21 protein-coding genes and 1 riboswitch are annotated in these 23794 nt (G+C 74.8%); of the genes, 1 reads left to right on the forward strand and 20 read right to left on the reverse strand.

Features of this window, described 5'->3' with window-relative positions:
* Positions 1-107 precede the first annotated feature (107 nt).
* The 19 genes from ACI798_RS21465 to ACI798_RS21555 form a co-directional block, all read right to left on the reverse strand.
* Complete coding sequence (locus ACI798_RS21465; RefSeq protein ID WP_457048907.1) at positions 108-1166, reverse strand: polyprenyl synthetase family protein; 1059 nt, start codon at positions 1164-1166, stop codon at positions 108-110.
* Entirely contained in the window at positions 1166-2695 is a 1530-nt protein-coding gene (nuoN, locus tag ACI798_RS21470; RefSeq protein ID WP_456941632.1) for an NADH-quinone oxidoreductase subunit NuoN, read from the reverse strand. The genes ACI798_RS21465 and nuoN overlap by 1 nt, the downstream gene beginning before the upstream one ends.
* A complete protein-coding gene (locus ACI798_RS21475) occupies positions 2695-4326 on the reverse strand; it encodes an NADH-quinone oxidoreductase subunit M (protein WP_456941631.1) in 1632 nt (543 codons plus the stop codon). The genes nuoN and ACI798_RS21475 overlap by 1 nt, the downstream gene beginning before the upstream one ends.
* A 34-nt stretch (positions 4327-4360) precedes the next feature.
* Positions 4361-6268: an NADH-quinone oxidoreductase subunit L gene (nuoL, locus tag ACI798_RS21480; RefSeq protein ID WP_457048908.1), complete on the reverse strand. Its 1908-nt coding sequence runs from the start codon at positions 6266-6268 to the stop codon at positions 4361-4363.
* Positions 6269-6285: 17 nt separating this feature from the next.
* Positions 6286-6585, reverse strand: a complete 300-nt coding sequence (nuoK, locus tag ACI798_RS21485) for an NADH-quinone oxidoreductase subunit NuoK (RefSeq protein WP_073421291.1) — start codon at positions 6583-6585, stop codon at positions 6286-6288.
* A complete protein-coding gene (locus ACI798_RS21490) occupies positions 6582-7379 on the reverse strand; it encodes an NADH-quinone oxidoreductase subunit J (RefSeq protein ID WP_456941629.1) in 798 nt (265 codons plus the stop codon). The genes nuoK and ACI798_RS21490 overlap by 4 nt, the downstream gene beginning before the upstream one ends.
* Positions 7376-8017, reverse strand: a complete 642-nt coding sequence (nuoI, locus tag ACI798_RS21495; protein WP_456941628.1) for an NADH-quinone oxidoreductase subunit NuoI — start codon at positions 8015-8017, stop codon at positions 7376-7378. Before nuoI ends, ACI798_RS21490 begins: the two co-directional genes overlap by 4 nt.
* A complete protein-coding gene (nuoH, locus tag ACI798_RS21500) occupies positions 8010-9521 on the reverse strand; it encodes an NADH-quinone oxidoreductase subunit NuoH (RefSeq protein WP_456941627.1) in 1512 nt (503 codons plus the stop codon). The genes nuoI and nuoH overlap by 8 nt, the downstream gene beginning before the upstream one ends.
* Positions 9518-12004 (reverse strand): NADH-quinone oxidoreductase subunit G, encoded by a 2487-nt coding sequence (locus tag ACI798_RS21505; protein ID WP_457048909.1) that lies wholly within the window; start codon positions 12002-12004, stop codon positions 9518-9520. Before ACI798_RS21505 ends, nuoH begins: the two co-directional genes overlap by 4 nt.
* 73 nt (positions 12005-12077) lie before the next feature.
* The gene (gene nuoF / locus ACI798_RS21510; RefSeq protein WP_457048910.1) at positions 12078-13406 is read right to left on the reverse strand and encodes an NADH-quinone oxidoreductase subunit NuoF; all 1329 of its coding nucleotides are present in this window, start codon (positions 13404-13406) and stop codon (positions 12078-12080) included.
* Between the two features lies 1 nt (position 13407).
* Complete coding sequence (gene nuoE / locus ACI798_RS21515; protein ID WP_456941624.1) at positions 13408-14421, reverse strand: NADH-quinone oxidoreductase subunit NuoE; 1014 nt, start codon at positions 14419-14421, stop codon at positions 13408-13410.
* Positions 14418-15740, reverse strand: coding sequence for an NADH-quinone oxidoreductase subunit D (locus tag ACI798_RS21520; RefSeq protein ID WP_456941623.1), 1323 nt, complete (start codon positions 15738-15740; stop codon positions 14418-14420). Before ACI798_RS21520 ends, nuoE begins: the two co-directional genes overlap by 4 nt.
* Positions 15737-16474, reverse strand: a complete 738-nt coding sequence (locus tag ACI798_RS21525; RefSeq protein ID WP_457048911.1) for an NADH-quinone oxidoreductase subunit C — start codon at positions 16472-16474, stop codon at positions 15737-15739. Before ACI798_RS21525 ends, ACI798_RS21520 begins: the two co-directional genes overlap by 4 nt.
* Entirely contained in the window at positions 16471-17148 is a 678-nt protein-coding gene (locus tag ACI798_RS21530) for a NuoB/complex I 20 kDa subunit family protein (RefSeq protein WP_456941621.1), read from the reverse strand. The genes ACI798_RS21525 and ACI798_RS21530 overlap by 4 nt, the downstream gene beginning before the upstream one ends.
* Positions 17149-17163: 15 nt before the next feature.
* The gene (locus tag ACI798_RS21535) at positions 17164-17526 is read right to left on the reverse strand and encodes an NADH-quinone oxidoreductase subunit A (protein ID WP_456941620.1); all 363 of its coding nucleotides are present in this window, start codon (positions 17524-17526) and stop codon (positions 17164-17166) included.
* A 152-nt stretch (positions 17527-17678) separates the two neighbouring features.
* A complete protein-coding gene (locus ACI798_RS21540; protein ID WP_456941619.1) occupies positions 17679-18953 on the reverse strand; it encodes a geranylgeranyl reductase family protein in 1275 nt (424 codons plus the stop codon).
* A 41-nt stretch (positions 18954-18994) separates the two neighbouring features.
* Positions 18995-19681, reverse strand: coding sequence for a phosphoribosyltransferase (locus tag ACI798_RS21545; RefSeq protein ID WP_456941618.1), 687 nt, complete (start codon positions 19679-19681; stop codon positions 18995-18997).
* 13 nt (positions 19682-19694) lie between these two features.
* The gene (locus ACI798_RS21550; RefSeq protein ID WP_456941617.1) at positions 19695-19841 is read right to left on the reverse strand and encodes a hypothetical protein; all 147 of its coding nucleotides are present in this window, start codon (positions 19839-19841) and stop codon (positions 19695-19697) included.
* 53 nt (positions 19842-19894) lie between these two features.
* A complete protein-coding gene (locus ACI798_RS21555) occupies positions 19895-20614 on the reverse strand; it encodes a demethylmenaquinone methyltransferase (RefSeq protein WP_457048912.1) in 720 nt (239 codons plus the stop codon).
* Positions 20615-20650: 36 nt separating this feature from the next.
* Between ACI798_RS21555 and ACI798_RS21560 the strand changes: the two genes are divergently transcribed.
* Complete coding sequence (locus ACI798_RS21560; protein WP_457048913.1) at positions 20651-21925, forward strand: isochorismate synthase; 1275 nt, start codon at positions 20651-20653, stop codon at positions 21923-21925.
* Positions 21926-22030: 105 nt separating this feature from the next.
* Here ACI798_RS21560 and ACI798_RS21565 read toward each other — a convergent pair whose 3' ends face one another.
* Entirely contained in the window at positions 22031-23248 is a 1218-nt protein-coding gene (locus ACI798_RS21565; protein WP_457048914.1) for a transglycosylase family protein, read from the reverse strand.
* Between the two features lie 4 nt (positions 23249-23252).
* Positions 23253-23422, reverse strand: a riboswitch (cyclic di-AMP (ydaO/yuaA leader).
* Positions 23423-23794 lie beyond the last annotated feature (372 nt).

Raw genomic sequence — 23794 nt, forward strand, 5'->3', positions numbered from 1 at the left:
CGTCGCGAGACCAGCCGCACCCCAGCGCGCCCGCGGCCGCGGGGCCGCCGCGCCCCCCCCCCCCCCCCCCCCCCCACCCCCCGCGCCGCCGCCCCCCCCCGCCCCGCTCAGCTGGTGCGGGTGACCACGTAGTCGCACAGCGCCGACAGGGCGTCCCGCACCTCGCCTGCCGGGACGGCGGACAGCGAGGACCGGGCGCGGTCGGCGTAGTCCCGCAGCACCGCGCCGGCACGGTCGAGCGCCGCGGAGCCGCGCAGCAGCGCCAGCGCCTCGGCGTGCTCGGCGTCGTCGGACAGCGGGCGGGACACCAGCTCGCGCAGCCGCGCGTCGGCGGGGTCGTCCCCGGCCAGGGCGATCAGCGCGGGCAGCGTGGCGATGCCCTCGCGCAGGTCGGTGCCGGGCGCCTTCCCCGACGCGCCGTCCTGGCTGACGATGTCGAGCAGGTCGTCGGAGATCTGGAACGCGACGCCGACCTCCTCGCCGAACCCGGTCAGCGCTTCCACCAGGTCGGCGTCGACGCCGGCGAAGCGGGCGCCGAAGCGGGCCGAGGTGGCCACGAGGGAGCCGGTCTTGTCGGCCAGCACCTCGAGGTAGTGCTGGACGCGGTCCTCGCCCTGGCGGGCGCCCACGGTCTCCCGGATCTGGCCGGTGACCAGCCGCTCGAAGGTGCGCGCCTGGATGCGGACCGCCTCGGGGCCGAGGTCGGCGAGCAGGTCCGAGGCGCGGGCGAACAGGAAGTCGCCGGTGAGGATGGCGACGCTGTTGGTCCACCGGCTGTTGGCGCTGGGCGCCCCGCGGCGGACGGCGGCCTCGTCCATGACGTCGTCGTGGTACAGCGTGGCCAGGTGGGTGAGCTCGCAGACGACGGCGGCCCGCACGACGTCCGGCGCGTGCGCGTCGCCCAGGTGGGCGGCCAGCAGCGCGAGCATCGGGCGGAAGCGCTTGCCGCCCGCGGCCATGAGGTGGCCCGCGGCCTCGGAGACGAACGAGTGCTCGCTGGCCACCGCGGTGGCCAGCGCCGCCTCCACGTTCGCCAGCCCCTCGGCCAGCGAGTCGCCGAGGGCCCCGCCCGGGAGCCAGGGGCCCATGGTCGAGGCGGGGGTCGAGATGCGGTGCCAGACCTCGGCCGGGGCGATCCCGTCGACGGTGGCACGGGGTCCGGTCATCAACCGACGAAGATAGCTGCCCGATCCGCCAGACCGAGCACCGCCCCGGGGACGATGCCCAGGACGAGGGTGGCCGCGGCGGTCACCGCGAGCACGACGGTGGTGGGCAGCCCGGGCACGCCGACGGTGGGACCGTCGGCGGCCGGCTCGGAGAAGTACATGAGCACGATGACCCGCAGGTAGAAGAACGCCGCCACCGCGCTGGCCAGCAGGGCGACCAGTGCCAGCGGCCAGGCGCCGTCCTCGATCGCCGCCCGGAAGACGGCGAACTTGCCGGTGAAGCCGCTGGTGAGCGGGATCCCGGCGAGCGCCAGCAGGAACAGGCTCATGACCGCGGCGGTGACCGGCGAGCGCTGCGCGAGGCCCGCCCACTGCGACAGGTGCGTGGCCTCGCCGTCGCCGCTGCGCACGAGGGTGAGCACCGCGAACGCGCCGAGCGTCGTCAGGCCGTAGACCAGCAGGTAGAACATCACGGCCGACAGGCCCGTCCCCGGGTAGCCGAGGACGCCGGTGAGCAGGAACCCGGCGTGCGCGATCGACGAGTAGGCGAGCATCCGCTTGAGGTCGGTCTGGGTGAGGCCGAGGACCGCGCCGACGACCATCGACACGATCGCGACGGCGTAGACCAACGGCCGCCAGGTCCACTCCTCGGTGCCGAACGCGACGTAGAGCAGCCGCAGGATGGCGCCGAAGGCGGCGACCTTGGTGCAGGCGGCCATGAAGGCGGTCACCGGGGTGGGCGCGCCCTGGTAGACGTCCGGCGTCCAGGTGTGGAACGGCGCCACGCTGGCCTTGAACAGCAGCCCGACGACCAGCAGCGCGAGGCCGAGGACGGCCAGCGTGCCGCCCCCGCCGGCCGTGACCGTCTCGCGGACCGTGGAGAGGCGGACGCTGCCGGTGGCGCCGTAGACCAGCGCCAGGCCGTAGAGGAAGAACGCCGAGGCGAAGGCGCCGAGCAGGAAGTACTTGACCGCCGCCTCCTGCGACAGCAGCCGGCGCCGGCGGGCGAGGCCGCTGATCAGGTACAGCGGCAGGCTGAGCACCTCGAGCGCGACGAACATCAGCAGCAGGTCGTTCGCCGTGACGAACAGCATCATGCCGCCGATGGCGAAGGTGGCCAGCGGGTAGACCTCGGTCTGCACGCGCTGCACGGTGAGCAGCTCGCGGTCGCGGACGCTGCCCGCCGGCACCGCGGCGGAGACGACGAACGCCGAGCGGGCCGGGTCGAGGTTGCGCTCGGCGAACAGCAGGACCGCCAAGGCGCCGAGCCCGGCGATGGTGGCCTGCAGGAACAGGCCGGCGCCGTCGACGGCGAGCGCTCCCCCGGCGGTGACCTCGCGGGTGCCGGCCAGCAGCAGGGTGCTCGCCAGCCCGCCGAGGGTGCCGACGAGGGCGACGGCGACCTGCACCGGGTGGCGGCTGTCCCGCGGGCCGAACGCCTCGACGAGCACGCCGGTGCACGCGGCGCCGAAGACGAACAGCAGCGGCGCGAGGGCGGCGAAGGAGAGGTCGGGGGCCTCGATGGTCATCAGTCGGTCCCCTCGCTGGGAGCGTCCACGCCGGCCGGGTCGGCGCCGACGTCGATCATGGTGGCGGCGACGGCCGGCTCGATCAGCCGGATCAGCGGCTGCGGGTAGACGCCGAGCACGACGACCAGGGCCACCAGCGGGGCGACGACGGCCGTCTCGCGGCGGGTCAGGTCGGGCAGCCGCACCGTCGCCCGGGCCGCGGGGGCCGGGGCGGTCAGGGTCGCCGTCGCGCCGTGCGCCCCGTGCGGGTCGCCCGCCGGGGCCGCGGCCGGCCCGTCGTCGGCGGGGAAGAGCACGCCGCGCGGCGGGCCGTGCATGGTCCGTTGGTAGAGCAGCAGGATGTACAGCGCGGCCAGGATGATCCCGACGGTGGCCAGGATCGTGAACACCGGCCGGGTCGGGAACGAGCCGATCAGCACGAGGAACTCGCTGACGAAGCTGTTGGTGCCCGGCAGCGCCAGCGACGCGAGCCCCGCGATCAGGAACACCCCGGCCAGCTTCGGCGCCCGCGCGGCCACGCCGCCGTAGTCGCCGACCAGCCGGGAGCCGCCGCGGGCGATGAGCATCCCGACGACCAGGAACAGCAGGCCGGTCGCGATGCCGTGGTTGACCATGTAGAGCACCGCGCCGGTGCCGGCCTCGGTGGTGAAGGCGAAGACGCCGAGGGCGATGAAGCCGAAGTGCGCGATCGAGGTGTAGGACACCAGCCGCTTCATGTCGCTCTGCCCCATCGCCAGCAGCGCGGCGTACAGGACACCGGCGACGGCGAGGACGAGCACCAGCGGGGCGAACTCCCGCGAGGCGTCGGGGAACAGCGGCAGGCAGTAGCGCAGGAACCCGAACGTGCCGACCTTGTCGAGGACACCGACGAGCAGCACCGCGCCGCCGATCGGGGCCTCGGCACCGGCGTCGGGGAGCCAGGTGTGCAGCGGCACCAGCGGCGCCTTGATCGCGAAGGCGACGAAGAAGCCGAGGAACAGCAGCCGCTGGGCGGCCGGGTCGATGTCGAGCTGCCGCAGGGACTCGAAGGCGAACGTGCCGTCGCCCGCCGCCTCGCTGACCACGTAGAGGCCGATCACCGCGGCGAGCATGACCAGCCCGCCGACCAGGCTGTACAGGAAGAACTTGACCGCCGCGTACTGCCGGCGCGGGCCGCCGAAGCTGCCCACGAGGAAGTACATCGGGACGAGCATCGCCTCGAAGAAGACGTAGAAGAGGAAGACGTCGGTGGCGGCGAAGACGCCGACCATGCAGGCCTCGAGCAGCAGCAGCCAGGCGAAGAAGGTCCGCATGGAACGCCGGGTGGTGGGCTCGTCGCGCCAGGAGGCGAGCACCACCACCGGCACGAGCACGCCGACCAGCAGCAGCATGACCAGCGCGATGCCGTCGACGCCGAGGGCGAAGTCGACGCCGAAGCCCTCGATCCACGGCACCGACGTGGTCAGCTGGAACCGGTCGCCGTCGGGGTCGAAGGCGACCGTGGCCAGCACCGCGAGCACCAGCACGACCAGGCTCACCCCGAGGGCGAGCTGCCGGGCCAGCGCGGTGCTGTCGCGCGGCAGGCCGGCGACGACGGCGCCGCCCACCGCGGGCACCACCAGCATCGCGACCAGGAGCAGGGAGTCGCTCACTCTGTCGTCGTCCTCTCCTGAGACCCCGGCCCGCTCACCCGGCCGTCACCGCCAGCAGCGCCCCGGCCACCAGGACCGCGCCGCCGAGCATGCCGAGCGCGTAGGACCGGACGAACCCGGTCTGCGCCCGGCCCAGCCGCGACGACGAGCCGCCGAGCGTGGCGGCCAGGCCGTTGACCGCGCCGTCGACGCCGCGGTTGTCCACCCACACCAGCGCCCGGGTGAGCCACTGGCCCGGCCGCATGAACAGCGACTCGTTGACCGTGTCGGCGTAGAGGCTCCTGCGCGCCGCCCGCACCACCGGCGAGACGCGGACCGGGGCGACCTCGGGGACCTCGCGGCGGCCCACGAACAGCCAGGCCGCCAGGACGCCGACCAGCATCACCGCGGTCACCACCACCCCGACGACGGCCGGGGCGACCACGTGCGCGGCCTCCTCGGGCTCGCCGAACACCGGGGCGAGCCACTCGTCGAGCGGGAAGACCTGCACCAGCAGGAACCCGGCAGCCACCGAGCCGACGGCGAGCAGCACCATCGGGGCGGTCATCACCGTCGGCGCCTCGTGCGGGTGCTGACCCGCCGTCCACCGCGGCCGGCCGAGGAACGTCATGAGCACCAGCCGGGTCATGTAGAAGGCGGTCAGCCCGGCACCGACGACGGCGACCGCACCGAGCAGCCAGCCCCACCCGTCGCCGCGGTCCAGAGCGGCCTCGATGATCGCGTCCTTGGTCCAGTAGCCGGACAGGAACGGGAACCCGATCAGCGCGAGGTAGCCCAGGCCGAAGGTGGCGAAGGTGACCGGCAGCCTCCGCGCCAGCCCGCCGAACCGGCGCATGTCCACCTGGTCGCCCATGGCGTGCATGACCGACCCGGCGCCGAGGAACAACCCGGCCTTGAAGAAGCCGTGGGTGAGCAGGTGCGCGATGCCGGCGGCGTAGCCGACCGGGCCCAGGCCCACGGCGAGGAACATGTAGCCGATCTGGCTGACCGTCGAGTAGGCGAGCACCTTCTTGATGTCGTCGTACGCGCAGCCGACGATCGCGCCGTAGAGCAGCGTGATCGCGCCGACGGCGAGGACGACGGCGCGGGCGGTCGGCGTCAGGTCGTAGATCGGCGCGGAGCGGGCGATGAGGTAGACGCCGGCGGTGACCATGGTCGCGGCGTGGATGAGCGCCGAGACCGGCGTCGGGCCCTCCATGGCGTCGGGCAGCCACGCCTGCAGCGGGAACTGGCCGGACTTGCCGCACGCACCGAGCAGCAGGAGCAGGCCGAGCGCCGTCACCGTGCCGCCGGCCAGCGCGCCGACCCCGCCGAAGACGCCCTCGTAGGAGACCGTCCCGAGCTGGGCGAACATCACGAAGATCGCCAGGGCCAGGCCGACGTCGCCGACCCGGTTCATGACGAAGGCCTTCTTCGCGGCGGTGGCCGCGGCCGGGCGCTCGTGCCAGAAGGCGATGAGCAGGTAGGAGGCCAGGCCCACGCCCTCCCACCCGACGTAGAGGGCCACGTAGTTGTCGCCGAGGACCAGCAGCAGCATCGCCGCGACGAACAGGTTGAGGTAGGCGAAGAACCGGCGGCGCCGCGGGTCGTGGGCCATGTAGCCGACCGAGTAGACGTGGATCAGCCCGCCCACGCCGGTGATCAGCAGCATGAAGGTGGCCGACAGCGGGTCGACCAGCAGCCCGGCCTGCACGTCGAGCGAGCCCACCGACAGGAAGGTGAACAGGTCGACGTCGACCGCCCGGTCCTCCAGGCCGGCCAGCTGCACGGTGCACAGCAGCGCGACCACGAAGGCGGCCAGGACGGTCGCCGCCCCCAGCAGGTGGCCCCAGCGGTCGGTGCGGCGCCCGCCCAGCAGGAGGACCGCGGCCCCGAGCAGCGGCAGTGCGATGACCAGCCACGAGGCCGACAGCAGGCCCTCGGCGGCGACGGCGGATTCCATGGGGGTGCCGGCTCCCGTCAGTACTTGAGCAGGTTGGCGTCGTCGACCGACGCCGACCGGCGGGTCCGGTAGATCGACATGATGATCGCGAGGCCGACGACGACCTCGGCGGCGGCGACGACCATGACGAAGAACGCCATGATCTGGCCGTCGACGGTGCCGGTGGCCCGGGCGAACGTGACCAGCGTCAGGTTGACCGAGTTGAGCATCAGCTCGACGCACATGAAGACGACGATCGCGTTGCGCCGCACCAGCACGCCGACGGCGCCGATGGTGAACAGGATCGCCGCGAGCACCAGGTAGTGCGTGAGCGTCATGCCCGGTCCTCCGGGGTGGCCGTGCCGAGGGCGGCGTCCGGGCTGCCGAGCTGCGCCCGGCCGGTGGGGCGGGGCATCTGCTCGACCTCCTGGGGCTCGATGCCGGTGGCCAGGCTGTCCTCGGCGGTGCGCCCGTCGGGCAGCAGCGCGCCGGCGGCGACGGAGTTGGCGCGGGCGAACACGCCGGGGCCGGGCAGCGTCTGCGGCCGGTCGGTGAGGAACCGGGCGCGGGAGAGCTCCTTCTGCGTCCGCCGGGTGCCGGGCTCGCGCTCGATGTGCGCGAGCACCATCGCGCCGACCGCGGCGGTGATCAGCAGCGCGCTGGTGACCTCGAAGGCCAGCAGGTAGCGGGTGAACAGCAGCTCGGCGATCGAGTCGATGTTGCCGGTGCCGCCCTGCGCGTCGGACAGGCCCTCGACCGGGGTGTCCTGCGTGGCGCGCGCGATGCCGGCGCCGACCAGCCCGGCGAACCCGACGCCGAGCACCGTGGCCGCCACCCGCTGCCCGCGCAGCGTCTCGACGACGGAGTCCGAGGAGTCGCGGCCGACCATCATGAGGACGAACAGGAACAGGATCATGATCGCGCCGGTGTAGACGATGATCTGCACGGCGCCGAGGAACGGCGCGGACTGGACGACGTAGAAGACGCCCAGGGCGAGCATCGTGTTGACCAGCCACAGCGCCGAGTGGACGGCGTTGCGGCTGAACACCATCCCCAGCGCCCCGGCCAGCGCGACCGGGCCGAGGATCCAGAAGACGACGGCCTCGCCGGTGCCGATGACGACGTCGGTCATGCCCGCTCCACCGTGACCGGCTCGGCGGCGGACCCCTGCTGCGGCTCGCGCACGTAGTAGGCCTTCTCGTCGTCACCGAGGCGCATCGCGTGCGGCGGGGCCTCCATCCCCGGCAGCAGCGGGGCCATGAGCTGTTCCTTGGTGTAGATGAGGTCCCGCCGGTTGTCGTCGGCCAGCTCGAAGTCGTTGCTCATCGTCAGCGAGCGGGTGGGGCAGGCCTCGATGCACAGCCCGCAGAAGATGCAGCGCAGGTAGTTGATCTGGTAGACGCGGCCGTACCGCTCACCGGGGCTGTAGCGCGCGTCCTCGGTGTTGTCCCCGCCCTCGACGTAGATCGCGTCGGCCGGGCAGGCCCAGGCGCACAGCTCGCAGCCGATGCACTTCTCCAGCCCGTCGGGGTGCCGGTTGAGCACGTGCCGCCCGTGGTAGCGCGGCTTGGTCACCTTGGGGACGTCGGGGTACTCCTCGGTGGTCACCTTCTTGAAGATCTGGGCGAAGGTGACGCCGAAGCCCTGGCCGGGTGCCGGCAGCAGGCTGCGGCGGGGCGCGGGCGTGCCGCCGCCCCCGCCGCCGGCCCGCTCGACCTCACCGCCGCCGCGCCGGGCGGGGGTGGCCCCCGCGGGGGTCCGCTCAGTCATCGGGGTCCTCCTGTGCGCTGGTGGCGGTGCTGCCCGTGGTGCTGCCGGCGGCTCGGCGGCCGCTGCTGACCACGCCGCCCTCGGGGCGCGCGCCCACCGGCTCGGCACGGCGCAGCCGCGGCGACGGCGGCACGACGAGGTCCATGGGCGGCACCGGGAAGCCGCCCTCGGCGCGGGCCGGGCCGGTGCGCTGCGCCGGCCGGTGCCGCGGCCCGGCCGGGGGCAGCACCTCGGGGTCGGGCTCGGGGTCGGTGGCGTGGATGCCGCCGGCCGCGGCGTCCTCGGCCATGAGCCGGGTGTCCCGGTTGGCGGCCCGGCTGGCCACCGACAGGGCGAGCAGGACCAGCAGCGCGATCGGCACGCCGACGAACACCGCCACCTGGCCGGTGGACAGGTCCGCCTCGCGGGAGACGGTGCGCATCGTGGCGACGGCGAGGATCCAGGCCAGCGCCGTCGGCACCAGGACCTTCCAGCCGAAGCGCATGAACTGGTCGTAGCGCAGCCGGGGCAGCGTCCCGCGCAGCCAGATGAACACGAACAGCGCGGCGGCGACCTTGAGGAAGAACCACAGCAGCGGCCACCAGCCGGAGTTGGCGCCGTCCCAGAGCGAGATCGGCCACGGGGCCCGCCAGCCGCCGAGGAACAGCGTCGCGGCGAGCGCCGAGACGGTGACCATGTTGATGTACTCGGCGAGGAAGAACAGCGCGAACTTCAGCGACGAGTACTCGGTGTGGAAGCCGCCGACCAGCTCGCTCTCGGCCTCGGGCAGGTCGAACGGCGCCCGGTTGGTCTCGCCGACGACGGCGATCACGTAGATGACGAAGCTGACCGGCAGCAGGATCGCGAACCAGCTCGGCCCGGTGAACTCCAGCCCGAAGAACGACAGCCGGTTGCCGTCGGCCTGGGCGGCGACGATCTCCGAGGTCGACATCGACCCGGCGTAGAGGAACACCGCGACGATCGACAGGCCCATCGCGATCTCGTAGCTGACCATCTGGGCGGCGCTGCGCAGCCCGCCGAGCAGCGGGTAGGTCGAGCCGGAGGCCCAGCCGGCCAGCACGATGCCGTAGACGCCCATCGCCGAGCACGCCAGGACGACGAGGACGCCGATGGGGGCGTCGGTGAGCTGCAGGGGGGTCTGCTGGCCGAAGATGCTGACCACCGGGCCCAGCGGGATGACCGAGAAGGCCAGGAACGCCGGGATGGTCGCGATGACCGGGGCCAGGAAGTACACCGGCTTGTCCGCGAGCGCGGGCCGGATGTCCTCCTTGAACGCCAGCTTCAGCCCGTCGGCGAGGCTCTGCAGGTAGCCGCGCGGGCCGACCCGGTTGGGGCCGATGCGCTGCTGCATGCGGGCGACGACCTTGCGCTCGAACACGATCGCGAACAGCGTCATCAGGACCAGCACGACGAAGACGCCGACGATCTTGACGAGCACGATCCACCAGACGTCGTGCCCGAAGTCCTCGAGCGTGGGCTGGTCGGCGGCGGCGAGCAGGGTCACGCGGCACCTCCCGCGCTCGAGCCCGGAGCACCCAGCCGGACGACGCCGCCGGGCGGCGTGCCGAGGCCGGTGCGCAGCTCGCTGCCCGGCGAGCGCATCGGCAGCCACACCACGTCGTCGGGCATCTCGGTGACGCAGACGGGCAGGGTGACCGAGCCGGTGGCGCCGCGGACGGTGAGCGGGTCGCCGTCGGCCAGGCCGAGCCGGGCGGCCCGCGCGGCGCTGATCCGCGCCACCGGGGGGCGGGCGGTGCCGGCGAGCTCGGGCTCGTCGCGCTGGAGCGTGCCGACGTCGAGCAGCTGCCGCCAGGAGGCCAGCAGCGCCTCGTCCTCGCCCGGCTCCGGCGCCACGGCCGGCGGCACGTCGAGGCCGCCGTCGGCGCGGGCGCCGGTGTCGCCGAGACGGGCGAGCTCGGCGCGGGCGGCGTCGGGGGTGGGCAGCCGCAGGTCGGCGTCGAGGTACTCGGCGAGACCGTGCAGCACCCGTCCGTCGGGGAGCTGGCCGGTGCCGTGCAGCGTGGCGTCGAAGGACCGCACCCGGCCCTCCCAGTCCAGGTAGCTGCCCGCCTTCTCCGGCGCGGCGGCCACCGGCAGGACGACGTCGGCGTGCTCGGTGACGGCGGTCGGCCGCTGCTCGAGGCTGACGACGAACGACGCCGCGGCCAGCGCCTGCGCGGCGAGCGCCGGGTCGGGCAGGTCGGCGGGGTCGACGCCGCCGACGAGCAGGCCGGCCAGCCGCCCGTCGCGGACGGCGGTGAGGATGCCGGTGGTGTCGCGGCCCGGCAGCGCCGGGAGGTCGGCGGGATCCACACCCCACAGCGCGGCCACGTCGGCGCGGGCGACGGGGTCCTCGACCGGCCGGCCGCCGGGCAGCAGCGCGGGGAGCGCGCCGGCCTCGACGGCGCCGCGCTCCCCGGCCCGCCGCGGCACCCAGGCCAGGCGGGCGCCGGTGGCGCGGGCCAGCGCGGTCAGCGCGGTGAACGCGCCGGGGACCTCGGCGAGCCGCTCGCCGGCCAGCACGACGGCGCCGGGCTGCCGCAGCGCCTCGACGGCGGGGCCGCCCCAGCTGCCCTCGGCCAGCGCCGCGAGCGCGCGGGCCTCCTCGCCGGGCCGGGTGACCAGCACGGTGGCCTGCAGCTTCTGCGCCGCTCGGGTGGCGAACGGCGCCAGGTCGTAGACGGCCAGCCGGCCCCGGCGCACCGCCCGGCGCAGGCGGAGGAAGACGATCGGCGACTCCTCCTCCGGCTCGAAGCCGGCCAGCAGCACGGCCGGGGCGGCGGTGAGCTCGTCATAGGTGACCGCCTCGCGCCCCGGGCCGGTGCCGGCGACGTGCGCGGCGAGGAACGCCTGCTCCTCGGCCGAGTGCGCGCGGGCGCGGGCGTCGACGTCGTGCGTGCCGAGGGCCACGCGGGCGAACTTCGCGTACGCGTAGGCGTCCTCGACGGTCAGCCGTCCGCCGGGCAGCACGCCGACCCCACCCGCGGCCCGCGCCGCGCGCAGGCCCTCGGCGGCCGCGGCCCACGCGTCCGGCCAGGAGGCGGGCCGGAGGACGCCGTCGCGCCGGACCAGCGGGGTGGTGAGCCGGTCGTTGGTGGCGGCGTAGCGGAAGGCGAAGCGGCCCTTGTCGCAGGTCCACTCCTCGTTGACCGCGGGGTCCTCACCCGCCAGCCGGCGCATGACCTTGCCGCGCCGGTAGTCGGTGCGCATCGAGCAGCCCGAGGAGCAGTGCTCGCAGACCGAGGGCTCGCTGCGCAGGTCGAACGGCCGCGACCGGAACCGGTACTGCGCACTGGTGAGCGCGCCGACCGGGCAGATCTGGGTGGTGTTGCCGGAGAAGTAGGAGGAGAACGGCTCGTCCTCGTAGACGGCGACCTGCTCCAGCGCGCCCCGCTCGAACAGCTCGATGAACGGGTCGCCGGCCACCTGCTGGGAGAACCGGGTGCAGCGGGCGCACAGCACGCAGCGCTCGCGGTCGAGCAGGATCTCGCTGCTGATCGGCAGCGGCTTGGGATAGGTCCGCTTGACGTCGACGAAGCGGGTCTCGGCGCGGCCGTTGCTCATGGCCTGGTTCTGCAGCGGGCACTCGCCGCCCTTGTCGCAGACCGGGCAGTCCAGCGGGTGGTTGATCAGCAGCAGCTCCATCGTGCCCTGCTGCGCCTTGTCGGCGACCGGGCTGGTCAGCTGCGTCTTGACCGCCATGCCGTCGGTGACCGGCATGGTGCAGGAGGCCACCGGCTTGCGCTGGCCCTCCACCTCGACCAGGCACTGCCGGCAGGCGCCGACCGGGTCCAGCAGCGGGTGGTCGCAGAACCGCGGGATCTGGATGCCGACCATCTCCGCGGCCCGGATGATCAGCGTCCCCTTGGGCACCGCGACGTCGAAGCCGTCGATGGTGCAGTGGACGGCGTCCGGCGGGGTGTGCGGGCCGGGGACGCCCGGCGGCACCGCCGGCGCGGGCTCGGGGGCGGTGGGCGTCAGGGTCACTGGTCCTCCTCGCTGGCGCTCGTCGCACCAGTGCCACCAGGTGCTCTGTTCCTGCGTGACCTCGCGAGCTCGGTCACGAGGCCACTCCGACGGGCTCGAGCCGCAGCGAGCGGCCCAGGCGGGCCTGCTCCCCGGGCGGCAGCAGGGCGACGTAGTCGTCGCGGAAGTACTTGAGCGAGCTGGTGATGCAGCTCGTCGCGCCGTCCCCGAGCGCGCAGAACGAGCGGCCGAGGATGTTGTCGCAGGTGTCGGTGAGCAGGTCGAGGTCGGCCGCCGTGCCGCGGCCGTCGACCAGCCGTTGCAGCACCTGCACCAGCCAGTAGGTCCCCTCGCGGCAGGGCGTGCACTTGCCGCAGGACTCGTGCGCGTAGAACTCGGTGAACCGCAGGGTGGCCTCGACGATCGAGTCGGTCTCGTCGAACACCATGAGCGCCGTCGTGCCGAGCATCGAGCCCGCGGCGGCGACCGAGTCGAAGTCGAGCGGGACGTCGAGGTGCTCGGCGGTGAAGTACGGCGTCGAGGAGCCGCCCGGCGTCCAGAACTTGAGCTCGTGCCCGGCGCGCACGCCGCCGGCCATCTCCAGCAGCTCGCGCATCGTGGTGCCCATCGGCGCCTCGTACTGGCCGGGGCGGGTGACCCGGCCCGACAGCGAGTAGATCTTCGGCCCGGGCGACTTCTCCGGCCCGAACCGCTTGAACCACTCCGCCCCGCCGCGGACGACGAACGGCACGGTCGCCAGCGTCTCGACGTTGTTGATGACCGTCGGGGCGCCGTAGAGGCCGGCGACCGCGGGGAACGGCGGCTTGAGCCGCGGCTGCCCGCGGTAGCCCTCGAGCGAGTCGAGCAGCGCCGTCTCCTCGCCGCAGATGTAGGCGCCGGCGCCGGCGTGCACGACCAGCTCCAGGTCGTAGCCCGAGCCCAGGACGTCGCTGCCGAGGTAACCGGCCGCGTAGGCCTCCTCGACGGCCGACACCAGCCGGCGGTGGGCGTGCACCGCCTCGCCGCGGACGTAGATGACGGCGAACCGGCAGCGGATCGCGTACGCCGAGATGATCACGCCCTCCACCAGGGAGTGCGGGTCGGTCATCATCAGCGGCAGGTCCTTGCAGGTGCCCGGCTCGCCCTCGTCGGCGTTGACCACGAGGTACTTGGGCATCGCGGCCGGCCCGGTCGGCGTCTCCCCCGGCTTGGGCTGCGGGATGAAGCTCCACTTCATGCCGGTGGGGAAGCCGGCGCCGCCGCGGCCGCGCAGGCCGGAGTCCTTGACCAGGGAGACCAGCTCGTCGGGCTGCATCGACAACGCGGTGCGCAGCGCGGCGTAGCCGTCGAGGGACTCGTAGGTGGACAGCCGCCAGGGCTGCTCGGCGCCCCAGCGCGCGGTGAGGACGGGGGTGAGCGGCATCTCAGGCCTTCCCTGGACCCTGGCCGGAGGTGCCCGGCTCGGTCCCTGCGGGGGTGTCGGGGGTGGGACGGTCGCCGCCGGGGGTGCGCCGGCCGTACTCGGTGCCGCGGTCGGGGTGCGCCTGGGCGGCGCCGGCCCGCTCGGCCGGGTTGTCGGCGGCGGCCACCCGGGCGTCGGCGGCCTCCTCCTCCGGCGTCTGCCCGGCGTCGCCGGACGGCGCCACCGTCTCCGCGGGCTCGCCGGTGTCGGTGGGCTCCGGCTCCGGGCCGCTCATCGGCGGGGCGGACTCGCCGCGCTCGGCGGCCAGCCGGACGCCGGCCAGCGTCGGGCCCCACTCCCCCGGCGCGTCGACGGCGGCGCGCGCGGCCCCGGCGTCGGCGTGCTGGGAGAAGCCGGCCAGCTGCCGGGAGACCCCGCGGAAGTCGGTGAGCGGGGCGCCGCGGGTGGGGTGCGGCTTCTCCCCGCGGCGCAGCGCGGCGACCAGCGCGCGGGCGCTCTCGACGTCCTGCTGGTCGTAGAACTCGTAGTCGACGGTGACCACCGGCGCGTAGTCGCAGGCGGCCAGGCACTCGGCGTGCTCGAGGGTGACCGAGCCGTCGGCCGCCGTCTCGTCGTGGTGGACGCCGAGGTCGGCCGACAGCGCGTCCATGATCCGCTGCCCGCCGAGGACGGCGCACAGCGTGTTGGTGCAGACGCTGACCAGGTGCCGGCCGGTCGGGCGACGCTTGTACATCGTGTAGAAGGTCGCGACCGCGCCGACCTCGGCCTTGGTCAGCCCGAGCACCTCGGCGCACAGCGCGACGCCCTCCGGCGTCACGTAGCCCTGGTAGCTCTGGACCAGGTGCAGCATCGGCAGCAGCGCCGAGCGTGCCTGCGGGTAGCGGGCGGTGATCTCCCGCGCCTCCAGCCACGCCTGCTCGGTCAGCGGCGGCAGGTCCGCCGGCGGCGGCTCGACCGGGCTGTCGACCAGCCCCGTGGTCGCCGCGCCCTCCCGGGAGCCGGGGAGTGCGCTCATCGGTCCACCCCTCCCATCACGGGGTCGATGGAGGCGATGGCGGCGATGACGTCGGCGATCATCCCGCCCTCGCTCATGGCCCCGGTGGCCTGCAGGTTCACGAAGCTGGGGTCGCGCACGTGGACGCGCCACGGCCGGGTGCTGCCGTCGCTGACCACGTGGTAGCCGAGCTCCCCGCGCGGCGACTCGATCGGGACGTAGACCTGCCCGGCCGGCACCCGGAAGCCCTCGGTGACCAGCTTGAAGTGGTGGATCAGGGCCTCCATCGAGGTGCCCATGATGTGCCGGACGTGCTCGAGGGAGTTGCCCATGCCGTCGGCACCGAGCGACAGCTGCGCGGGCCAGGCGATCTTCCGGTCCTCGACCATCACCGGGCCGGGCTCGAGCCGGTCGAGCGCCTGGCCGACGATCTTCAGCGACTCGAACATCTCGGCCATCCGGACCAGGTAGCGGCCCCACGCGTCGGAGGTGTCGGCGGTGGGGACCTCGAAGTCGTAGGTCTCGTAGCCGAGGTAGGGCTCGACCTTGCGCAAGTCCCAGGGCAGCCCGGCCGCGCGCAGGACCGGTCCGGTGACGCCGAGCGCCAGGCAGCCGGTGACGTCGAGGTAGCCGACGTCCTTGAGCCGGCGCTGCCAGATCGGCTGGCCGGTGAGCAGCTTGTGGTAGCCGGCCAGCCGCTCGGGCATGACGGCGAGCCACTCGCGGATCGACTCCTCCACGCCGGCCGGCAGGTCCTGGGCGACACCGCCGGGCCGGATGTAGGCGTGGTTCATCCGCAGCCCGGTGATCTCCTCGAGCAGGTCGAGGCACAGCTCCCGCTCGCGGAAGCCGTTGGTCATGCCGGTGAGCGCGCCCAGCTCCATGCCGCCGGTGGCCAGGCCGACCAGGTGCGAGGCGATCCGGTTGATCTCCATCACCAGCACGCGGATCGTCTGCGCACGCGGCGGCACCTCGATGCCGAGCAGCTTCTCGACGGCCATGCAGTAGCCGGCCTCGTTGAACAGCGGGGACAGGTAGTCCATCCGCGTCACGAAGGTCGTGCCCTGCACCCAGTTGCGGTACTCGGTGTTCTTCTCGATGCCGGTGTGCAGGTAGCCGATGACCACCCGCGCCTTGGTCACCGTCTCGCCCTCGAGGTCGAGGACCAGCCGCAGGACGCCGTGCGTCGAGGGGTGCTGCGGCCCCATGTTGACGACGAGCCGCTCCTCGCCGGAGAGGTCCGCGCCGAAGGCCTGGTCCCAGTCGCCGCCGGTGACGGTGTAGACCCGCCCCTCGGTGGTCTCCCGCGAGCCGGCGTACGGGTCGTGGGTGGTGCTCATCGGTAGCTCCGCCGGGTGTCGGGCGGCGGGATGGTCGCGTCGTGGTACTCCACCGGCACGCCGCCGAGCGGGTAGTCCTTGCGCTGGGGGTGCCCGTCCCAGTCGTCGGGCATGAGGATCCGGGTGAGCGCCGGGTGGCCGTCGAAGACGACGCCGAACATGTCGTACGTCTCCCGCTCGTGCCAGTCCGCCGTCGGGTAGACCTCGGACACCGACGGCACGTGCGGGTCCTCGGCGGTGACGGCGACCTCGAGCCGGATCCGTCGCCGGTAGGTCATCGAGGTCAGGTGGTAGACGACGTGCAGCCGCGGCCGGCCGGCGTCCACCGCGGGGCCGCCGCTGTCGAGGTAGTCGACGCCGGAGACGCTGCTGCACAGCTCGAAGCGCAGGGCGTCGTCGTCACGCAGCGCCCAGACCAGGGTGAGCAGGTGCTCGCGGGCGACGAAGTAGGTGATCTCCCCGCGGTCGACGAGGACCCGCTGCACTGCGGTGGCGTAGGTGGCCGCGCCGACGGCGTCGATCAGCGCGTCGGTCACCTCGTCGAACCAGCCGCCGTAGGGGCGGTCGGTGGAGTGCAGCGCGACCGCGCCGCCGGGCTCGACGCGGACCAGGCCGCCGAAGCCCGAGGTGTCGCCGCTGCCGCTGACGCCGAACGCGCCCTTGCGGAAGCCGCCGCCCGCGGCCGCGGCGCCCTGCGAGGCGTCGGCGCCGCTGCGGTCGCCGGGGCCGGTCACCGGGACCCGCCGCGCGGTCCGGGCAGCAGGACGGCGTCGCCGCCGCGCTGCTCGATGGCGAACTGGCCGGTGCGGCCGGCGGCCGCGGCCTGCTCGTAGGCCGCCCGCTTGGCCTTGTCCGCGCGGACGCTGGAGGGCATCTCGACCAGCAGGTCGCGGGCGCGGCCCTCGGCCCGTTCCTCCTCGAGCCGGCGGGCCCGCTTCGGACCGAGCGGCTCGTTCTGGATCTTGTGGTGCAGCTTGAGGATCGCGTCCATGAGCATCTCCGGACGCGGCGGGCAGCCGGGCAGGTACATGTCGACGGGGACGACGTGGTCGACGCCCTGCACCACCGCGTAGTTGTTGAACATGCCGCCGGAGCTGGCGCAGACGCCCATGGCGAGCACCCAGCGCGGCTCGGGCATCTGGTCGTAGATCTGCCGCAGGACCGGCGCCATCTTCTGGCTCACCCGGCCGGCGACGATCATGAGGTCGGCCTGGCGCGGGGAGGCGCGGAAGACCTCCATGCCGAAGCGGGCCAGGTCGTAGCGGCCGGCGCCGGTGGCCATCATCTCGATCGCGCAGCACGCCAGGCCGAAGGTGGCCGGCCACAGCGAGGACTTGCGCGTCCAGTTGACCAGCTTCTCGACCGTGGTCAGCAGGAAGCCGCTCGGCAGCTTCTCCTCGAGACCCACGTCAGCTCCCCTCCGTCAGTCCCACTCGAGGCCGCCGCGGCGCCAGACGTAGGCGTAGGCCAGGAAGACGGTGGCGATGAACACCGCCATCTCGACCAGGCCGAAGACACCCAGCGCGTCGTTGGCGACGGCCCACGGGTAGAGGAAGACGATCTCGATGTCGAAGACGATGAAGAGCATCGCCGTCAGGTAGTACTTCACCGGGAAACGGCCGCCGTGCAGCGGCTGGTCGACCGGCTCGATGCCGCACTCGTAGGCCTCGAGCTTGGCCCGGTTGTAGCGGCGCGGGCCGACGAACGGCGCGACCGTCACCGAGAACAGCGCGAAGGCCGCGGCGAGCGCGAACAGCCCCACGATCGGGACGTAGGACGACAGCACCGGCGCCTCCCTCGGCGGCTCGTGGGCTTGTGAAGAAATTCACAAACTCTCGCCACGAGCCTATGCCGCCGCGGTCGGCAAGTGAAGCGCGGGGGGTGAGTGAGTTCACATCCCCGGGTCACGGTCCGGTCACGGGCCGTGGAGCGCAGTGCTCAGACGGACGGCGCCAGGCGGGTGAGGACGGCGACCACGCGGTCGAAGCGGTCGCCGTCGCGGCCGTCGGAGAGGTTGCCCATCAGCCGCAGCGCGGCGTTCACCATCGCGGGCCGCTTGAGCCCGTGCGCGGTGGCGAAGCGGACCAGGCCGGGGCGGTCGAGCAGGGCGAGGAAGGCCATCCCGAGCCGGTGGTGGCGGCCGTAGGCCTCGCGCAGCCGCTCGGGGTACCGGCGCAGCACCGCCTCGCGGGCCGGTCCCTCCGGCGCCGCGAGCGCCGCGGCCGCCGTCTCCCCCGCCATCCGGCCGGTCTCCAGCGCGTAGCTGATGCCCTCGCCGTTGAACGGGTTGACCACGCCGGCGGTGTCGCCGGCCAGCAGCAGCCCGCGGGTGTAGGCCGGGCCGCGGTTGAGCGCCATCGGCAGCCCGGCGCCGCGCAGCGGGGTGACCGCGTGCTCCTCGCCCAGCTGCCACTCCGGCGGCAGGGTGGCCAGCCAGCGGCGCAGCACGGTGCGCGCGTCGGTCTCGCCGCCGCGGCGGGTGTCGAGCAGGCCGAAGCCGACGTTGGCGGTGCCGTCGCCCATGCCGAAGGACCAGCCGTAGCCGGGCATCGAGTCGGCGGTCGGGCCCTCGGCGGACAGGTCGAAGGAGATGTCGAGGTAGGGGTCCTCGCCGCGCGGCGTCCGCACGTACCGGCGGACGGCGACGCCGAGCGGGCGGTCCTCGCGGCGGCTCAGGCCGATCGCCTTGGCCAGCCGGCCGGACAGGCCCTCCGCGGACACGACGAGCGGCGCCCGCCAGGTCACCGGCTCCCGGTCCGGGCCGGCCTGCGCCCGCACGCCCACGACCCGGCCGGCGTCGTCGAGCAGCGGGTCGGTGACGGTGACCTCCTGCTCGAGCCGGGCGCCGGCGGCGACGGCGTGGTCGGCGAGCACCGGGTCGAGGTCGCGGCGGGCGCGGATGAGGCCGTAGCCGGGCCAGGAGGACAGCTGCGGCCAGTCGACCTCGACCACCTGGCCGCCGCCGAAGACCCGCAGGCCCCGATGCCGCACCCAGCCGGCCGCCGGGGAGACGTCGACCCCCATCTCGTCGAGCGCCCGGACCGCGCGCGGGGTGAGGCCGTCGCCGCAGACCTTCTCCCGCGGGAAGCGCGCCTTCTCCAGCACGACGACGTCGAGCCCGGCGGTCGCCAGGGTCCAGGCCGCCGCCGACCCGGCCGGCCCGGCACCGACCACCACGACGTCGGCGCTGCCCCCGGCGGTCGGACTCGTCACGCGCTGGCCCCCTCGGTGCTCGGTCTGCGGTCGCCCCGAGCCTAGGCGGGCCCCGCGCCGGGGCCGCCGGCGAGCGCGGAGCGCACCTCGTCGTCGGACGTCTCGCCGAAGTCCTCGTAGTAGCGGCCCACCGCGCCGAACGGGACCGGGGTGACCGGGCAGACGACCTCGTCGGCCAGCACGGACAGGTCGGCGCACACGTCGGGCGCCCCCACGGGGACCGCGACGACGACCGCGGCGGGACCGGCCGCCCGGACCGCGGCGAGGGCGGCGCGCATGGTGGAGCCGGTCGCCAGCCCGTCGTCGACGAGGACGGCGGTGCGGCCGGCGAGCGCGGGCGGCGGCCGGTCGCCGCGGTAGGCCTGCTGCCGGCGGCGCAGCTCGGCCAGCTCGGCGCGGCGGACCTCGTCCGCGGCGGCGGGGCCGACGGGGTTGCGGGCGAGGACGGACTCGCTCCGGACGCTCTCGACGGTCTCGCCCACCGCGGCCAGGGCACCCATGGCCAGCTCCGGCCGCTCGGGCAGGCCGAGCTTGCGGACCGCGACCACGTCGAGCTCCGCGCCGAGCGCGGCGGCGACCTCGGCCGCGACCAGGACGCCGCCGCGGGGCAGGCCGAGGACGAGCGCGTCCGGGCCGAGGGGCACGGCGGGGGGACGGGCGGGGTCGGTCAGGCGCGCGGCGAGCCGCCGGCCGGCGTCGCGCCGGTCGCGGTACGGGCGGCCGTCCACCGCGCGGCCGGGGTCAGACGGGCTGGGGTCCCGACGGCGGCGGGGCGCTCGGGTCGGTGGGGCTCGGCTGCGGCAGCGGGGCCGGCGACGGCGGCGAGATCGGGTCGACCGGCGACGGCGACGGACCGGGCGGCTCGGGCATCGGTGTCGGTGTCGTCATGGGGCGACGCTATCCCCGCGGGCGGGCGGCGGGAGCCCTCGTGCGCGGGCCGGTCAGGGGCGGACGGCGCGGTGCAGCGCGACGACGCCACCGGTGAGGTTCCGCCAGGCGACGTCGGTCCACCCGGCGGCCTGGATGCGGGCGGCCAGCGCCGGCTGGTCGGGCCAGGCGCGGATCGACTCGGCCAGGTAGACGTAGGCGTCGGGGTTGCTGCTCACCGCGCGGGCGATCCGGGGCAGCGCCCGCATCAGGTACTCGGTGTAGACGGTGCGGAACGGCTTCCAGGTGGGGCTGGAGAACTCGCAGACGACCAGCCGCCCGCCCGGCCGGACGACCCGCGCGAACTCGCGCAGCGCGGCGTCTGGGTCGGCCACGTTGCGCAGGCCGAAGGAGACGACCAGCCCGTCGACGCTCGCGTCGGCGAACGGCAGCGCCATCGCGTCGCCGGCCACCTTCGGCACCGGCCGGCCGGCGCCGGCGCGCAGCATCCCCTGCGAGAAGTCGCACGCGACGGCCCGGACGCCCCCGGCGGCGAGCTCGACGGTGGACACGGCGGTGCCGGCGGCGACGTCGAGCACGACGTCCCCCGGCCGGGCGCCCAACGCCTCGCGGGTGGCCCGCCGCCAGGCGGCGTCGCGGCCGCCGGAGAGCACGGTGTTGGTGAGGTCGTAGCGGCGGGCGACGCCGTCGAACATGGCCGCGACCTCGTGGGGCTGCTTGTCCAGCCCGGCCCTCGACCCGGCGGTGTGTGTGCTGTCTCGCCGGTCTGCCACGGCGGACGACGCTACCGGCTGCCTACGCTGGGGGACGTGACGGCAGCGGCGGTGACCTCCCCGGACGCCGTCGCGCCCGCGGTCACCACGGTCGCGCTGCCCGACTCCCCGGACCTGCTGACGCTGCTGCCGCGCGAGGGCGCGCTGTCCTGGGTGCGCCGCGGCGAGGGCCTGGTCGGCTGGGGCGAGGCCGACCGCCTCGAGGTCTCCGGTCCCGGCGCGCTGGCCGAGGCCGCCGCCTGGTGGGCCGACCGCAGCGCCGCGCTCGCCGTCGACGACGAGGTGGGCGTGCCCGGCTCCGGGCCGGTCGTGTTCGGCAGCGTCGCGTTCGACCCCGCCCGGGGGACGTCGGTGTTCGTCGTCCCCGAGGTCGTCGTCGGCCGCCGCGACGGCGTCGCGTGGGTGACCACCACCGGCGGCGCCGACCCGCGCGACGTGCTGCCGGCCACCCGCGAGCCGCTGCCGCCCGCGCCGGGCCGGCTGCGCTACGCCGACGGCGCGCTCGACCCCGCCTCGTGGTGCGGCGCGGTGTCCGCCGCCGTCGCCCGCATCGGCGCCGGCGACCTCGCCAAGGTGGTGCTCGCCCGCGACCTGCTGGTCACCGCCGACGAGCCGCTGGACCCCCGCCGCCTGCTCGACCGGCTGGCCGCCCGCTTCCCCGACTGCTGGACCTTCGCCGTCGACGGGCTGCTCGGCGCCACCCCCGAGCTGTTGCTGCGCCGCACCGGCCGGCAGCTGTCGGCGCGGGTGCTGGCCGGCACCGCCCCGCGCGGCGCGGGCGCCGAGGACGAGCGGCTCGCGGCGGGCCTGCTGGCCAGCGACAAGGACCACGCCGAGCACGCCCTCGCCGTCGACTCGCTCGTGCGGGCGCTCGACCCGTTCTGCACCGCGCTGTCGGTGCCGGAGCAGCCCTCGCTGCTGACGCTGCCGAACGTGCGGCACCTGGCCACCGACGTCGTCGGCACCCAGCGCCGCTCCGGCGCCCGCGGTCGCGCCGGGCTGCTCGAGCTGGTCGACGCCGTGCACCCGACCGCCGCCGTCTGCGGCACCCCGCCCGACGCGGCCGCCGCGGTCATCGCGGAGCTGGAGGGCATGGACCGCGGCCGGTACGCCGGGCCGGTGGGCTGGCTCGACGCCCGCGGGGACGGCGAGTTCGGGCTGGCCCTGCGCTGCGCCCAGCTGGTCGACGACGACCCGTGCTCGGCCCGGCTGTTCGCCGGCTGCGGCATCGTCGGCGCCTCCGACCCGACGGCCGAGCTGGCCGAGACGCAGTCGAAGTTCGCCGCCTTCCAGGCCGCGCTGGAGGGCTGAGGCGGCCGGTCCCGGCCGGCGTCCTCCTCCCCCGGACACGACCCGGAGACGACGAGGGCCCCGGCCGCTGCACGCGGTCGGGGCCCTCGTCGGGTGTGCTGGAGGTCAGCCCACGTAGTTGACGTGCACGTGGTCCACGTGGTTCGCGGTCGCGCTGCCGCGGTCCGCCATCGCCTTCCAGGCGCCGTCCGGCGAGGTGAGGATGCGCTGCTGCCAGATGACGTACTCGACGCCGAGCTCGTCCCAGTGGTCGACGTGGTACTGGGCGATCGCGTCGCCGAGGGCGGCGTCGGACATGACCATGTAGTCCAGCGCCTTGCCGGAGGGGTGGCCGTCCGGGTCGACCGCGCTGGCCCGCGTGCCGCCGAGGGTGATGTCCGCGGCGCCCGGGACGTTGCTGACGACGGCGTTCGCCGCCGCCTGGACGGCCTCGTGGATCGCGCCGGCGGTGTTCGTGATCTCGGCGACGACCGAGGACTGCGCGACCTGCGGGGCGGCCTCGGCGATCGGCGGGGTGGCGGCGGGCGCCGCCTCACCGGCGGCGGCGACCGGGGCCGGGGCGGCCTCGGCGACCGGAGCGGGGGCGGCCTCGGCGGCCGGAGCGGGAGCGGCCTCGGCGGCGGGGGCCGGGGCGGCCTCGGCCGGGACGGCGGAGCCGCTGAGCGCCAGCACCTGACCGGGGTAGATCAGGTTCGGGTTGCCGCCGATGACGTCGGCGTTGCGCTCGTAGAGCTCGCGCCAGCTCTGGCCGTGGGCGGCGGCGATCTTCGCCACCGTGTCCCGCCAGCGGACGGTGTACTCCTCGGTGGTGACCTCGGCCCGCTCGGCCCGGTCGGCCCGCTCGGCCGGAGCGGCCTGCTCGGCGGCCGGCTGCTCGGCCGGAGCGGCCGGGGCCTCGGCGGCCGGGGCGGCCTGCTCGGCGGGCGCGGCCGGGGCCTCGGCAGCGGCCGGGGTGGTGCCGTCGGTCAGGAACTTGCCGCAGCTCGGCCAGGCGCCGATGCCCTGGCCGGCCAGGACGGCCTCGGCGATCTGGACCTGCTGGGCCGGGGTGGCCAGGTCCGCGCGCGGGGCGAGGTCGGTGCCACCGAAGGCGGCCCAGGTGGACTGGCTGAACTGCAGGCCGCCGTAGTAGCCGTTGCCGGTGTTGATGCTCCAGTTGCCACTGGACTCGCACTGGGCGACGCCGGTCCAGTCGTGGGTGGTGGAGGCGGAGGCCGGCGAGCTCAGGACGCCCAGGCCGACGGCGGCGGCGCCGGCAGCGACAGGGGCCTTGGCGATGACCTTCTTGGTGCGGACGTAGCGGGGTGCGCGGTGCTTGGGCATGGTGATGATCTCCCGATCACCGCCGGCGAGGTGAGCTGTCGGGTTCGGGCGATCGGTGCCCGGCCGCGGTCCGCGGCTTCACCCCGAGGCGCGCTCCGACAGGCCCCCGTAGGCCGTCGCGCGCCGGAAGAGTGGGTCCCCCACCCCTGCCCTGGGAGTTGGCGTGGGCGACCGGTGGGCAGGGTTTGGCGGACCGGCGCCGCGCTCCGTCTTCGCTGAGCGCAGCCAAAACGCTACGTGTCGTCATGTCGACTGTCGTCGTGACGGCGGTCACAGTGCGGTTCGGCTGGGGCTCGTGGGGTACGGCGTGACGCCGGCGTGACCACCGCATCGGGCCGCGCCGAGAAACGGAACCCGCTGTTCACGGTGCGCGATCCGGCCCGGCGAGCACGCCCCCGCCCCCGCGGCCGCCCTCGCCGCGACCGCCCGGATCCCGTGACGAAGGCCACCGCCACGGAGTGACGGACCGGCTCGTCACGGGCGTCCGGAAGGGGCTCCGGAGCCGTGCGTCTCACTCTCCGGTGAGCCCGGCGGGACCGGCTGGTC

The sequence above is a fragment of the Geodermatophilus sp. SYSU D01045 genome, assembly GCF_054050295.1.

Excerpts from the sequence above, each read along its gene's own strand:
- nuoF (WP_457048910.1), bottom strand. The coding sequence starts at position 13,406 with ATGCCGCTCACCCCCGTCCTCACCGCGCGCTGGGGCGCCGAGCAGCCC.
- nuoK (WP_073421291.1), bottom strand. The coding sequence starts at position 6,585 with ATGACGCTCACGCACTACCTGGTGCTCGCGGCGATCCTGTTCACCATC.
- ACI798_RS21465 (WP_457048907.1), bottom strand. The coding sequence starts at position 1,166 with ATGACCGGACCCCGTGCCACCGTCGACGGGATCGCCCCGGCCGAGGTC.
- ACI798_RS21565 (WP_457048914.1), bottom strand. The coding sequence starts at position 23,248 with ATGCCCAAGCACCGCGCACCCCGCTACGTCCGCACCAAGAAGGTCATC.
- nuoE (WP_456941624.1), bottom strand. The coding sequence starts at position 14,421 with ATGAGCGCACTCCCCGGCTCCCGGGAGGGCGCGGCGACCACGGGGCTG.
- ACI798_RS21520 (WP_456941623.1), bottom strand. The coding sequence starts at position 15,740 with ATGAGCACCACCCACGACCCGTACGCCGGCTCGCGGGAGACCACCGAG.
- nuoI (WP_456941628.1), bottom strand. The coding sequence starts at position 8,017 with ATGACTGAGCGGACCCCCGCGGGGGCCACCCCCGCCCGGCGCGGCGGC.
- nuoN (WP_456941632.1), bottom strand. The coding sequence starts at position 2,695 with ATGACCATCGAGGCCCCCGACCTCTCCTTCGCCGCCCTCGCGCCGCTG.
- ACI798_RS21550 (WP_456941617.1), bottom strand. The coding sequence starts at position 19,841 with ATGACGACACCGACACCGATGCCCGAGCCGCCCGGTCCGTCGCCGTCG.
- nuoL (WP_457048908.1), bottom strand. The coding sequence starts at position 6,268 with ATGGAATCCGCCGTCGCCGCCGAGGGCCTGCTGTCGGCCTCGTGGCTG.
- ACI798_RS21490 (WP_456941629.1), bottom strand. The coding sequence starts at position 7,379 with ATGACCGACGTCGTCATCGGCACCGGCGAGGCCGTCGTCTTCTGGATC.